This is a genomic window from Micromonospora sp. NPDC049047 (assembly GCF_040649135.1).
Taxonomy (GTDB): domain Bacteria; phylum Actinomycetota; class Actinomycetes; order Mycobacteriales; family Micromonosporaceae; genus Micromonospora.
Genome location: NZ_JBEZEY010000006.1, coordinates 129,362 through 142,425, shown reverse-complemented (window position 1 = coordinate 142,425; position 13,064 = coordinate 129,362). Strand labels below are relative to the sequence as shown.

The window sequence follows — 13,064 nt, the reverse complement described above, 5'->3', positions numbered from 1 at the left end:
CTAGGAAAGCGGCCTGCGTGTGGTCTTGACGAAACCTGGAAGCGCAGGTCGCCGGCTGCTCAGACCAGCTGCGTACCGGTCTCGATCCGGTCCGCCACAGATGCCGCCGCGCACTCGCACCACCACCGCTCGTGCCAACCCGGCGCTTCGCGGGCCTCCCGGGTGCCGAGCCGCCGAAAGGTCGCCGCAGCGGTGTCCCACACCCGGTGCGCCGACTCGACGTCACCCAACGCGGCGTGCGCCGCGCCGAGGTCGCGCAGCGTGCGCGCCGCGCCGAGATCATGGTGTAGCTCGACCCAGCCGTCATGGGCCAGCCGGAGGGCCTCCAGGGCGACCTCCGGCCGGCCGGCCGCCAGGTGCAGTTCACCAATGGTTCGCTGGACCAGCGCCGTGCCGAACCGGTCGTTCAACCGACGGCACGTCGCCAGGCTGCGCTCCAGCGGTGCCAGCGCCCGACCCACGTCCCCCTGCCGGAGCCACACCTTCGCCAGCGCCTGCTCGGTGTAGCAGGCGAGCAGCTCGTCACCGCTCGCCACGATCAGCTCGTGGGCCCGGACGCACCAGCGCTGCGCGTCGTCCAGCTCACCCCGGGCCCGGTGCACGAGGCCGATCCCCCGAGCAGCGATGGCCTCGCCCCGGACGTGACCGAGCCCCCGGTAGGCGTCCATGGCCAGGCTGATGTAGCGCATCGCCTCATCGTCGTCGCCAAGCTCCCGCAGGCAGTGACCGATCCCGTAGGTGGCGTGCGCGGCCGCGTTGTCGCCGCCGATTCGGTTCAGCACGTCGGCCGCCGCGGTCAGCAACGGGACGGCCTCCCGGTGCCGGCCGACCTCGCGCAGCACGGCGCCCAGCCCGCTGCGCGCCGCCGCCGACCCGTGCTCATGACCGGACGCCTCGAACAGCTCGATGGCGCTCCGGAAATTCTGTTCGGCCTCGACGAACCGGTCCTCCTTGTGGCGCAGCAGCGCGATGCCGCAGGCGATCACCGCCTCGCCGACGGAGTTCCCGGCAGCCCGGGCCGCCGCGGCCGCCGCCGCGTGGGTGCGCCCCCAGCCGACAAAGTCGTTCCGGACCGCGAAGGACGCGTAGACCAGCGCGTCGGCCAGCGCGCACGCCGCCACGTCCATGCCGAGCTCCGCGGCCCGCTCTACCGCGACGACAAGTGTCGACGCCTCGACATCGAGCCAACCGGGCAGCTGGTGGTCCGTCGGGAGCGGAACCGTCGGCACGTCCACCGGCTGCGGCCGCTGCCGATAGAGCGGCGGAACGGCGTACGGCTGCCGCTGGTTGAGCCGCTCCGCAAGGTCGGTGGCGGTTGCCAGGACCCGGGCCACCGCGGCGCGCAGCGCGCCGTCGGCGTCCTCCTCGACGGCGCGTTCCCAGGCGAACAGTCGAACCAGGTCGTGCATGTGGTAGCGGAGCAACCGGTGCGTCGGGTCGGGCAGGGCGGTCACCAGCCGGGCGTCGGCGAGTTGCTCCAACAGCTCTTCGGCCTCGTCCACCGAGCCGCCGATGAGCGCCGCCACCAGCCACTCCGCGAAGCTCGGCACCCCGAGGAAGCCGAGCAGCCGCAACGCCCGGCGGGCCGCCGGGTCGAGCGCCTGGTAGCCGATTCCGACGCTGACCCGTACGGCCAACCCGTCTGTGGCCATCTCGTCGAGCCGCCCACGTTCGTCCCGCATCCGCTCCGCCAGGCGGGCGATCCGGCGGTGCGGTCGCGCCGCGATCCGCGCGCCGACGATCCGAAGAGCGAGTGGTAGCCCCGCGCACATCTCGACGAGGGCGTCCGCCGCCTCCGGTTCCGCCGCCACCCGGGCCGGCCCGATGATGCGATCCAACAGGTGGACCGAGTCGGCCTGATCCAGCAGCGGCACCTCGACGTGTCCGGCACCCGGAACGGTGGTCAGCCAGGCCCGGCTGGAGACGATCAGGGCGCTGCCCGGGCCGCCGGGCACCAGGGGCCGGACCTCCTCGGCGCTGACCGCTGAGTCGAGCACGATGAGGAGACGTCGACCGCTCAGCATGGCCCGGTACTGCCCGAGCTTGTCCGCCATCGTGGGGAGTTGGTGGATGTTGGTGGCGCCGAGGGCGCGCAACACCCGGTCGACCGCCTCCCCCGAGTCACGGCCGCGACCACTGAGGGTGACGAAAATCTGACCATCCGGGTACGCCTGCCGCAGCAGATACGCCAGTCGGATGCTGAGGGCCGTCTTCCCGACCCCACCCGGGCCGGAGAGGATCAGCACGGGTGCGGCGGCCCCCTCGTCACCCCGACCGTCGGGGCGCAGGACGCTCAGCGCGCGGGAGATCTCCGATTCGCACCCGACATGGTCGGGCAGGTCGGCCGGGAGTTGGCACCCGAGCCCCCCGCTGGTGGGCTGCGGATGCTCCGGTGCGGTCGCGACCGGTGTCGGCACGACGGCCGACGGCTGCGCCGGAGCCGGCGTCGGCGTCGGGGCCGGGGCCGCGGTCGCGAGCGCTGCCGGTGGCCGTAGGGTGCCGCGCAGGATCTCCCGGTGCAGGTCCTGAAGGTCCGTGCCCGGGTCGATCCCGAGATCGTCGGCGAGCCGGGCGCGGGTCCGGGTGTACACCTCGAGCGCCTCGGCTCGGCGTCCATTGAAGTAGAGGGCTCGCATCAGGCTCAGCGCCAACGGCTCGATGAGCGGGCTCCGATCCATGGCCACTGTGAGCCGCTCGGTGACCGGGCCGGGCCGGCCATGGGTGATCTCACTGTCGGCCCAGTCGAGCAGGACCCGGGTGAGTTGCTGACGCAGCCCTTCCCGGATCCGGGCCGCCCAGTCGCCGGGCAGGCCGTCGAGGGGCTCCCCGCGCCACAGGTCGATCGCTTCCCGCAGCAGAGCGGGCCGGTCCGGATGCTCCACCGGCAGGCCCTGCGCCTGCTCGGCGAGGCGGCGTAGTCGGTACAGGTCCACCCGGTCCGGGTCGGCGGCGAGCAGATAGCCGGTCTGACTGCGCCCCACGGTGATCGGCGCCGTCTCGGCCGACCGGGCGGTGGCCAGGATCCGCCGGATGCGGGTCAGGTAGGTGTACAGCACGCCGCGTGCGTCGGCTGGCGGCGTCTCGTCCCAGACCCGGTCGACAAGGGTCTCGATCGGCACGCTTCGACCCGCGTCAACGGCGAGCGCGGCGAACACCAGCCGCTGCTTCGGCGGACCCAGCTCCACCGATCGTCCGTCGACCACAACCTGCAGGTCACCCAATATACGTAGTTCCACGGCTTCGCCCCCGAGCCCGTAGTGCCTACACGGCCCGGAGCGGGCCGCTCAAGTTGTCAAGAATCCGTTCAGGTTCGCTACCGGATCCGGCTGCGAGGGTCTTCCCAGCCAGCCACCGCCGAACCGCACGCGACACCACTCAGCGGTGCCACGGCTCTCGTGTCCTCATCAGAAGGGAAGGCTGCCGGCCGACAACCGCATAGCAGGACCATCTGGGACCGACCACTGCGGACGGAACCCACGGTGACGCCTGCGTCGCGGATCTTATCCGGACGCGTCGACTTCAGCCAAGAGTCTCGATGCATTCCGGTCCGGCGCCACCACCCCCCACTCATCCACCCTGAAGGGAAAAGTTGTGCAGTCACGATTCGGCCGTACTCGCCGAGCGAGCGGCATCGTCGGCGCGCTGGCCATGATCGCCGCGGGACTGGTCGGCCTGTCGCCGGCCCCGGCGCAGGCCTCCACACTCGAAGGACCCATCGATCGCGGCGAGATCATGCGCCGCGCCCAGAACTGGGTGGACCGCGGCCTCACCTACAGCCAGGCGCAGAGTGAGCCGGCGTCCGACGAAGAGGGTTCCCACAGGTACCGCCGGGACTGCTCCGGACTGGTTTCCATGGTCTGGCACCTGGACAAGAAGCCGAGCGGTTGGGACTACAACACGGACGATTTCGAGGGGTCCAACTCCCGCTGGTTCACTCTCGGCAGCAGAGACGACTGGCAGCCCGGCGACGCGATGGTGCGCTCGGGCCACATCGAACTGTTCGCTTTCTGGGCCGACCGGAACGACCACAGCAAGGGCGCCTACGTCTATTCGTTCAACAGAGACGGCGAGACGGTCCAGAACCCGCGCGAGAGGAGCAATTTAGGCAACCTGGGCTTCAACAGCGCGGGTGACCTGGCGAGTTTCAAGCCGATCCGCCGTACCGGTCTGATCGCCTCCCCGTCGGCTCCCGCGAAGCCGCAGGCCACGAAGTTGTCGGTCGCGCTGAACGCGGACGGCCGGATGCAGGCGTTCCAGACCCGTGGTTCCGGCGCGGTGTACAGCACCTGGCAGTCCGCCCCCAACAGCGTCTTCGGCGCCTGGGCCAACCTCGGCGGCAGCGCCCTGAAGTCGCCGACGGCGGTGACGAAGGCGGACGGCCGGATCGAGTTGTTCGCGATCGGCGGCGACGGGAAGCTCTACGACAAGTGGCAGAGCACCGTGAACGGCCCGTTCTCCGACTGGACCAGCCTCGGCGGCAGTGCGCTCAGCAGTGACCTGAACGTCGCCACGAACGCCGACGGGCGCCTGCAGGTCTTCGTCATCGGCGGCAACGGCAGCCTCTACAGCATCTGGCAGACCACCACCAGCGGCCCCTGGTCGGCCTGGGCCAACCTCGGCGGCACCGACCTGCGCTCGCTCAGCGCCGTGAAGAAGAAGGACGGCCGGATCGAGCTGTTCGCCATCGGCGGCGACGGGAAGCTCTACCACAGGTGGCAGAGCACGGCCAACGGGCCGTTCTCCGACTGGACCAGCCTCGGCGGCAACGACCTGACCACCGAGCTCGCCATCTCCGCCAATGCCGACGGACGCCTCCAGGTCTTCGTCATCGGCGGCAACGGCGCCCTCTACAGCATCTGGCAGACCACCACCAGCGGCGCCTGGGCCGACTGGACCAACCTCGACGGCACCGACCTGAGCGCCGTCCGGGCTGTCACCAAGGCCGACGGTCGGATGGAACTGTTCGCGATCGGCGGCGACTCAAAGCTCTACCACAAGTGGCAGACCACAGCGAACGGGCCGTTCTCCCCCTGGACCAGCCTCGGCGGCAATGGCCTCACCACCGACCTCGCCATCTCCGCCAACGCCGACGGACGACTCCAGGTCTTCGTCATCGGCGGCAACGGCAGCCTCTACAGCATCTGGCAGACCACCACCAGCGGCTCCTGGTCGGACTGGACCAACCTCGGCTGACCCCAGCACCACCCGCGGGGGGCACCGGCCGCGCCGGTGCCCCCCGCTCCACAGCAGATCACCGGTCCGCCTCCGGCGGAGCCGCGCCCTCGTACGCCCCGGTAGCCCTCGAAAGGAACTTCTTCCATGCGTGTTTCCTCCGCCCCGCACCTGCCGAACCAGATTTCCCGACGTGGCGTCCTGGCCGGTCTGGCCGCCGTTGTCGCAGGCGGCGTCACCGGGCTGACCTTCGGATCCCCGGCGGCCGCGGCCGTCTACCGCCGTGGTGTCGACTACTCGTGGGGTCGCCCGAGCATCAGCGGCCTCAAGGCCGCCGGTTACACCTTCGCCTGCCGATATCTGAGTGACAGCACCGATGGCAAGAACCTCACCCGCGGTGAGGCGGACGCCCTCATCGCGGCCGGCATCGACGTCGTCTGCAACTGGGAGTACACCGCCAGCGAGGCGCTGCAGGGGTACGCGAAGGGGGTGGAGAACGCCACCAAGGCGCAGAGCCAGGCGCTGGCCTGCGGCATGCCGGCGGGCAAGCCGATCTACTTCAGCGTGGACTTCGACGCATCGGCGTCGCAGCAGACCGTCATCAACGCCTACTTCGACGGGTTGGCCTCCGTGCTGGGCCGGGCCCGGGTCGGCGCCTACGGCGGCTACTACGTGATCAAGCGACTCTTCGACGCCGGCAAGATCCGCTGGGGCTGGCAGACGTACGCCTGGTCGTCCGGCCAGTGGGACAGCCGGGCACAGCTGCGGCAGGTGGAGAACAACGTGACCATCGCCGGAGCCCAATGTGACCGCAACGAGGCCTGGGCCATCGACTTCGGCCAGTGGGGTAGCCGGCCGTCCGCCCGGTCGTTGGCGGTGGCGTTGAATGCCGACGGCCGGTTGCAGGCGTTCCAGACCCGCGGCTCCGGCGCGGTGTACAGCACCTGGCAGACCTCCCCGAACGGCGTCTTCGGCGACTGGGCCAACCTCGGCGGCACCCACCTGCAGGCCCCGACCGCGGTGACGAAGGCGGACGGCCGGATCGAACTGCTCGCCATCGGCGGCGACTCGAAGCTCTACGACAAGTGGCAGCGCAGCACGAACGGGCCGTTCGCCGACTGGGCCAGCCTCGGCGGTAACGATCTCACCACCGACCTCACCACCGCCACCAACGCCGACGGACGCCTGCAAGCCTTCGTCATCGGCGGCAACGGCAGCCTCTACAGCATCTGGCAGACCACCACCAGCGGCCCCTGGTCGGCCTGGACCAACCTCGGCGGCACCGACCTACGCTCGCTCAGCGCCGTGAAGAAGAAGGACGGCCGGATCGAACTGTTCGCCATCGGCGGCGACGGGAAGCTCTACCACAAGTGGCAGAGTACGGCCAACGGGCCGTTCTCCGACTGGACCAGCCTCGGCGGCAACGACCTCACCACCGACCTCACCATCGCCGCCAACGCCGACGGACGCCTCCAGGTCTTCGTCATCGGCGGCAACGGCGCCCTCTACAGCATCTGGCAGACCACCACCAGCGGCTCCTGGGCCGACTGGACCAACCTCGACGGCACCGACCTGAGCGCCGTCAAGGCCGTCACCAAGACCGACGGTCGGATCGAGCTGTTCGCCATCGGCGGTGACGCCAGGCTCTACCACAAGTGGCAGAACACGGCTAACGGCCCGTTCGCGGACTGGACCAGCCTCGGCGGCAACGACCTCACCACCGACCTGGCCGTCGCCACCAACGCCGACGGACGCCTCCAGGTCTTCGTCGTCGGCGGCAACGGGAGCCTCTACAGCACCTGGCAGACCACCACCAGCGGTCCCTGGTCCAGCTGGGCCAACCTCGGCTGACGGGCACCATCGCGGGGTCACCGGTGCGGCCGGGTGACCCCGCGCTCACCGGTTCCGGCCCGCCGGCCGGGCCCACCCGGGGACCATGACCAGATGCGCAGGGTACGGACCGACCGCCCGCACGTGCCGAGCTGGTTGGGCACGTGGTTGGGGCTACGCGGCCAGGCCCCGCGGACGGACGAGGCCGGCCACCGGCACGCCACCTGGCTGGAACTCTTCCTCGACCTCATCTTCGTGTACGCGCTGGCAGCGGTGACGGCCCGGCTGGGCGACGACCCCTCGCCGTCGCCGAGGGCGGTGCTGGCCGTCATCGGGCTCTTCGTGGTGATCCAGTGGGCCTGGCTGGGGCAGGTCTACTACGACACCCGGTTCGACCCGGACGACGCGCTGCACCGGCTGCTGGTGCTCGTCGCGTTGGTCGGCGCGGGCGCGATGACGCTCGGGGTCGACGAGGTGCCGGAGAGCGTGCTTCTGCCGGTCGGGTACCTGATCGTGCGGGGCGTGCTGCTCCTGCTGTACCTGCGGGCCCGTCCGACCAGCCCGATGGCGCGTACGGTGACGACTGTCTACCTGATCGGCTTCGGGTCCGGTTGGCTGCTCTGGCTGGTGTCGCTGACCGTGCCCAGTCAGCTGCGCCCGGTGCTGTGGGTGGTCGCGATGGTCATCGAACTGAGCACGCCCTGGGTCGGCGTACGCTGGCTCAACCGCTGGCCGGTGGACAACCGGCACCTACCGGAACGGATCGGCCAGTTCACCATCATCGTGCTGGGCAGCGCGCTGGCCAGCCTGCTCTTCGCCGTGCCGGACCATCCCCCGCCACACATGATCCTCACCGCCGCGTTGGCCTTCCTGATCCCGGCGGCCGTCTGGTGGGTCTACACCACGTTCGTCACCACCCGCCTGCTCCAGCGCCGGCTGCGCGGCGGGCAGGCGTACAGCTACCTGCACATTCCGCTCGGCGGTGCCCTGCTGCTGCTCGGCTGGGCGCTCGGACAGGTGGTCCGGCTGATCGACAGCAACGCTGACCACCTGCCACTGGAGCTGCGGCTGCTGCTTGGCGCATCGATGGTGATCTGGACGCTCTGTGGTCTTGCCCTGTACTGGCTGTGGACCCGACCCAGCGCCGCCCGGTTGGCAATCGCCGTCTACGGCGTGGTCTCGGTCTCGCTGATCACCACGACGGTGCGCCAACCAAGGGTGCTGCTGTCGCTGCTCGCCCTGGCGGTCGTCGGTTATGCCGTCCTGGTCAGCCGGCGACTGGCCAGAGCCGGCGCGGCGAACCGCACACCCGAGGGATGAGCAACCCTCAGGCGGCGGTGGCCTCCTCGGCGGTCACCTGGCTGTTCCAGTCGGCCTTGGTGGAGCGCCAGCCCTCGTCGTCCATGCCACGCCGCCAGTAGCCGGAGATGGAGAGTTGACCGAGCGGGATGCCCCGCTCGCCGCGCAGCAACCGGCGCAGGTCCCGGACGAAGGCTGCCTCGCCGTGCACGAACGCGTGCACCTGACCGGCCGGGAACTCCAACGCCCGTACCGCCGCGACAAGCGCCGCACCGACCGGGCTCTCGCCCCGGTGCACCCAGGTCACCTCGATCGCGCCGGGGCTGAGCAGCTTCTGCTCGTCGGCCGGGTCGCCGATCTCCACGAAGACGTGGGCCGGCGCGCCCAGCGGCAGCCGTTCGCATGCGGCGGCGATCGCCGGCAGGGCGCTCTCGTCGCCGACCAGCAGGTGCCAGTCCGCGTCCGGGCTCGGCGCGTACGCCCCGCCGGGGCCGACGAAGTGCACCGGGTCGCCCGGCCGTAGCGCGGCGGCCCACGGGCCGGCCAACCCCTCGTCGCCGTGGTACACCACGTCCACGGTCAACTCCTCGGCAAGCGGATCCCACCGCCGTACGGTGTACGCGCGCAGCCGGGGCCACTGCTCCCGGGGCAGGTCCCGACGGATCGCGGCGAGATCCATCGGCTGCGGATAGACGACGCCGGGCTGCGGGAACACCAGCTTGATGTAGTGGTCGGTGAACTCACCCACCGGCAGGTCGGCCAACTCGTCCCCACCGAGGACGAGCCGGACCAGGTGCGGGGTGGGCCGCTCGGTGCGCAGCACGCGGACCGACGTCACTGCTCTAGGCCGTTCGGTCATGTTGGTTAGGCTAGCCTAACCAGCTCGGGCCGCCAATCGAGGTCCCGCCAGGCCATCTGCTCCGGGACCGCTCTCCGCCGGGCAAGCAGATGCCGGGCAAGCAGATAGGCGTTGAGCCCGTCCTCGAGTGTGCGAGCACGGTCCGACAGGGCGCCGTCGGCCGCCGCCCGGATGGCCCCGTTGAGACCGGCCGACTCAATGTCCATCCACTGGCTCGCCGCGGCCGCGTCGGTGAAGGCCGTGGCGCCGCCTCGGCCCGTCGTTTCGCGACGCACCACCCGGAGCGCCGCGGCAACCTGTTCGATGTACCACTCGATCAGCCGGTCCAGCCCGGCAGTCCGGTCCGGCACCGGATCAGTGGTCCGCGCCCGCCGCTCGGCAAAAAGGCGCAGCAGGTCGTGATAGCGGAAGCGGCCCTTCGCGCAGACCTGCACGAGGTTGCCGTCCACCAGTTCGTGCAGTGCCTCCTCGACCAGCGCCTCGTCCTCGCCCACCATCCGAGCCGCCGCAGGCAGGCCAAAGTGGGCGCCGGGCAGAAGCGCCGACATGCGAAACGTCCGGGCCGTGGCAGCGGGGAGCTGCTGGTAGCTGAGGTCGAAGCTGGCTTCCACCCCCACGTCGCCGATCCGGAGCACGTCCAGCCGCACGTGGCGGTCGGCCAGCTGCTCCATCACCGCCCGCACCGTCCAGGACGGCCGGCTCACCAATCGGCTGCCCGCCACGCGCAAGGCGATCGGCAGGTGCCCACAGGCGCGCACAACGCCGACGGCGGCCTCGTGCTCCGCCGCCACGCGGGCCGAACCCACCGATGCTGCCAGCATGTCGATCGCGTCGACGGCCGAGGGCACGGCCAGGTCGACGATCACGGCACCGGCCAGGTCGGCGAGCCGACGACGACTGGCGACCAGCACCGCGCTGCCGCCAGTTCCTGGCAGTAACGGCCGCACCTGCGCCGCATTGCGCGGGTTGTCCAGCACGATCAGCATCCGGCGGTCAGCCAGGACGCTGCGGAACAGTGCCGAGCACTCCGCCTCGTCGCGTGGTATCCGGCGGGCGGGCACGCCGAGCGCGCGCAAAAAACCGGCCAATGCGTCCAGCGGCGACACCGGGAGGCGACCGAAGCCTTGCAGATCGATGTACAGCTGCCCGTTCGGAAACGACGGCCGCAGCAGCTGTGCGCTGCGCAGCGTCAGTGCCGTCTTGCCGACCCCGGCGGCTCCGGTGATCACACAGGTTGTCACCGACTCCGGCAACGGTCGCTGCGGATCTCGACCGAGCAGGTGCAGGAGATGGCGTATTTGCTCCGCCCGCCCGGTGAAGTCCGCGGGCGGCGCGGGAGTCTGCAAGGGCACTCCCCGTGGCGTGGGCGACCCGGTTTCGACCGACCCCCGCCGGCCCGGAGGTCCGAGCACCGACCGGTACGCCTCGACCAGCTCCCGGCCGGGATCGATGCCGAGGTCCTCGGACAGCCGTCGGCGGACGTCCTCGTACGCCCGCAGCGCGGCAGCCTGTTGGCCAACCCCGGCCAACGTGGAGATCAGCTGGGCTTGCAGTGGTTCGTGCAGGGGATACTGGCCGGACAGTTCCCGCACGGTCCGCAGCGCTCGGTCGAAGCGGCCGAGCGGCCCGGCCAGCTTGGCGTGGCGGATCGTCGCGGCGATGCGCTCCTCCTCGACCGCGATCAGCAACGAGTCACCACGCAGCTCCGGCACGTCCGCGAGCGGGCTGCCGCGCCACTGTTGGATCGCCTCGTCGAGCAGGGCGAACGCGGCTGGCCCGTCGTCGTGCGCATCGGCCCGTGCCAGCAACTCCTGCCCCATCAGTAGGTCGAGCTGCTCGGTGGCCACGGTGAGCCGGTAACCGCCGGGCACCAGCGCCAACGGCTGACGAACCCGTTCCGTGGACCACCCGCTCTCCAGCGACCGACGCAGCCGGCTGACATAGGTCTGCACCAGGTTGACCGCGGTGGAGGGCGGCTGCGCGCCCCAGAGCAGGTCGATCAGTTCGTCGCGGGACACCGCCGCGTTGGGCGTCAGGGCCAGCCGGGCGAGCACCACCCGGTGCCGGCCGGCGCCGAGTGGCACGGCCGTGGACCCTCGATACAGCGAGAGAGGACCGAACAGCTTGATTGTCGGCGACTCCGCCCGATCGTCGTTCGGGCCGGCGGCGGCCAGCGCCGAGTCCCGCAGAGTCGCGGCCTCGTGGTCGGACAGTCCCAAAGCCACGCTGAGGGCGCGTATGGAGCGCGGTCTCGGGCGGCGGCTGCGCCCCTGTTCGAGGTCGCGAATAGTCGCTGCGCTCAGCCCAGACCGATCGGCCAACTCCTGCTGCGTCAGGCCACTCCGCTCCCGCAAACGCTGCAAATATCGACCGAAACCGACGTCTTTCCAATAAAATTTATCTATCAAAATGATCACCCCCGTGAATCGACGCCATTCTAATACGGGGTCTGTTCCGGCGCGGCCCCGTCGTCGGCGGGTCATCGACTTCATTCCGGAGATGGCGGAAACCGGGTGTCCGCCTCAGATGGCGGACACCCGGTTTCCGGTGCTCGGGGAGGTCAGCTGTTGAAGGGCACCGCGGAAAGGAGCGCCTGCGTCCACCCCGAGTCGTCCACCGCGCCCAGACCGAAGAGGTCGCCGCCGCTGCCGTCGTAGGGGTTGCGGTCGGTGTAGCGGAAAAGCCCGCCAGTCCCGGTACGACCAAAGTACGTACCCGCGCCGGGCGAGACCAGGTGGGTCATGCCCTGCCAGGTGCTGTCCTTCAGCTCACCCGAGGACCAGGAACCCGCACCATTGATCTTGTACGACAGGAGCCGCCCATCCGCCGTCGTACCCAGGATCCAGTCCTGACCCGTCGTGGTCATCGTCTTGAGCACGAACCCACCACCGATCCTCGTACCATTGACGATGTTGTCGCCGGTCGGCTTCGTCGACGTCACGTCATAACGCAGCAACTCCCCAACGGAATTGATGCCGTACAGACTGCCGTGCCCGTCGTAGCTGAGCTGGGTGTGCGTCCACCCACCAACCTTGATCCTCGACGGCTTCTCGAACGCCACACCCGTCTTGTTCGTAATGATGTTGACCCGGTGCAGATCACCAGCGGTCGACGTCACCAACAGCGTGTTGTAATTCAACGTCGCCAACGCTTTCGGCGTGAAACCCAGAGGCTCCTCCGACAGCACCGTCTTCAACCGGCGGCCCGTACCCGACTCGATCTCCGAGTACGTCAACCTGCCATCGGCCAGCACCCCGTACACCAAGATGTTGCCGCAGTTCGCGCTCACCGCCCGAACCTCTGGCGACTTCGGCTCGCCGCTTGGCGAGCCGTCGGTGGTGATGCCGGACGGGGCACCGTTGAAGTAGGACTCGACCTTGGCCCCGTCACGTCGCTGCTCGTGGTGCAGGTGTTCGCCGCTGGAATTGCCGGTGGTGCCGACCCGGCCGAGCAACTGACCCTGGCCGACCTGCTGACCGGTCGAGACAGCGGGCGTCGAGACCATGTGCAGGTAGAGCGACTCCCAGCCGCCGCCGTGATTGAGTTTGACGTAGTTGCCCGCACCGCTGTCATAGCCGGCGTAGGCGACGGTGCCCGCGGCAGAGGCGAGAATGGGCCGGCCGGCCGTGGTCCCCGTGGTGGCGAACATGTCAATGTCGTAGTCGTCGTGGCCGGGATAGGTGGACATCCGCCACACGTCGTCGCAGGCGAACGGAAGCTGGAAGTTCGGCCGGGCGCCAGCGGCCTGGGCGGCGGCCGAATCGACGATGTCCAGCGCCGAAACGCCGGTCCCGGCCAGCGCCATGGCGGCCAGGGCTGCCGCCGTCAGGCGTCGTACCCGGTGGGGCTGAGTCATGTCTCGTCGCTCCTCAATGGCGGAGATCTGGAGGTACCGGAGGTTGGC

At 70.1% G+C, this 13,064-nt stretch carries 7 protein-coding genes; 3 read left to right on the top strand and 4 right to left on the bottom strand.

The genetic code is table 11. The features are described 5' to 3' along the window. Positions 1–59: 59 nt before the first annotated feature. Positions 60–3,236 carry a BTAD domain-containing putative transcriptional regulator gene (locus AB0B86_RS12240; protein WP_357417763.1) on the bottom strand — a complete coding sequence of 1,059 codons (3,177 nt, stop codon included), beginning with the start codon at positions 3,234–3,236 and terminating at the stop codon, positions 60–62. Between the two features lie 355 nt (positions 3,237–3,591). Between AB0B86_RS12240 and AB0B86_RS12235 the strand changes: the two genes are divergently transcribed. From AB0B86_RS12235 to AB0B86_RS12225, 3 genes are all read left to right on the top strand, one after another. After that, positions 3,592–5,193: a hypothetical protein gene (locus tag AB0B86_RS12235; RefSeq protein WP_357410675.1), complete on the top strand. Its 1,602-nt coding sequence runs from the start codon at positions 3,592–3,594 to the stop codon at positions 5,191–5,193. Positions 5,194–5,319: 126 nt separating this feature from the next. Further along, complete coding sequence (locus AB0B86_RS12230; RefSeq protein ID WP_357417761.1) at positions 5,320–7,023, top strand: glycoside hydrolase domain-containing protein; 1,704 nt, start codon at positions 5,320–5,322, stop codon at positions 7,021–7,023. A gap of 93 nt (positions 7,024–7,116) precedes the next feature. Further along, the gene (locus AB0B86_RS12225) at positions 7,117–8,322 is read left to right on the top strand and encodes a low temperature requirement protein A (RefSeq protein ID WP_357410671.1); all 1,206 of its coding nucleotides are present in this window, start codon (positions 7,117–7,119) and stop codon (positions 8,320–8,322) included. Between the two features lie 7 nt (positions 8,323–8,329). On the opposite strand, the gene AB0B86_RS12220 is transcribed toward AB0B86_RS12225, so the two are convergent. From AB0B86_RS12220 to AB0B86_RS12210, 3 genes are all read right to left on the bottom strand, one after another. Beyond that, entirely contained in the window at positions 8,330–9,160 is an 831-nt protein-coding gene (locus tag AB0B86_RS12220; protein WP_357410669.1) for a siderophore-interacting protein, read from the bottom strand. A gap of 5 nt (positions 9,161–9,165) precedes the next feature. Next, positions 9,166–11,577 (bottom strand): BTAD domain-containing putative transcriptional regulator, encoded by a 2,412-nt coding sequence (locus AB0B86_RS12215; RefSeq protein WP_357410667.1) that lies wholly within the window; start codon positions 11,575–11,577, stop codon positions 9,166–9,168. Positions 11,578–11,720: 143 nt separating this feature from the next. Continuing rightward, on the bottom strand, positions 11,721–12,974 hold the full coding sequence (locus AB0B86_RS12210) for a M23 family metallopeptidase (protein ID WP_357417935.1): 1,254 nt from the start codon (positions 12,972–12,974) through the stop codon (positions 11,721–11,723). Between the last annotated feature and the right edge of the window lie 90 nt (positions 12,975–13,064).

What these genes read in the sequence shown, in the direction of transcription:
- AB0B86_RS12225 (WP_357410671.1), top strand. Translation starts at nt 7,117, where the DNA reads ATGCGCAGGGTACGGACCGACCGCCCGCACGTGCCGAGCTGGTTGGGC.
- AB0B86_RS12220 (WP_357410669.1), bottom strand. Translation starts at nt 9,160, where the DNA reads ATGACCGAACGGCCTAGAGCAGTGACGTCGGTCCGCGTGCTGCGCACC.
- AB0B86_RS12230 (WP_357417761.1), top strand. Translation starts at nt 5,320, where the DNA reads ATGCGTGTTTCCTCCGCCCCGCACCTGCCGAACCAGATTTCCCGACGT.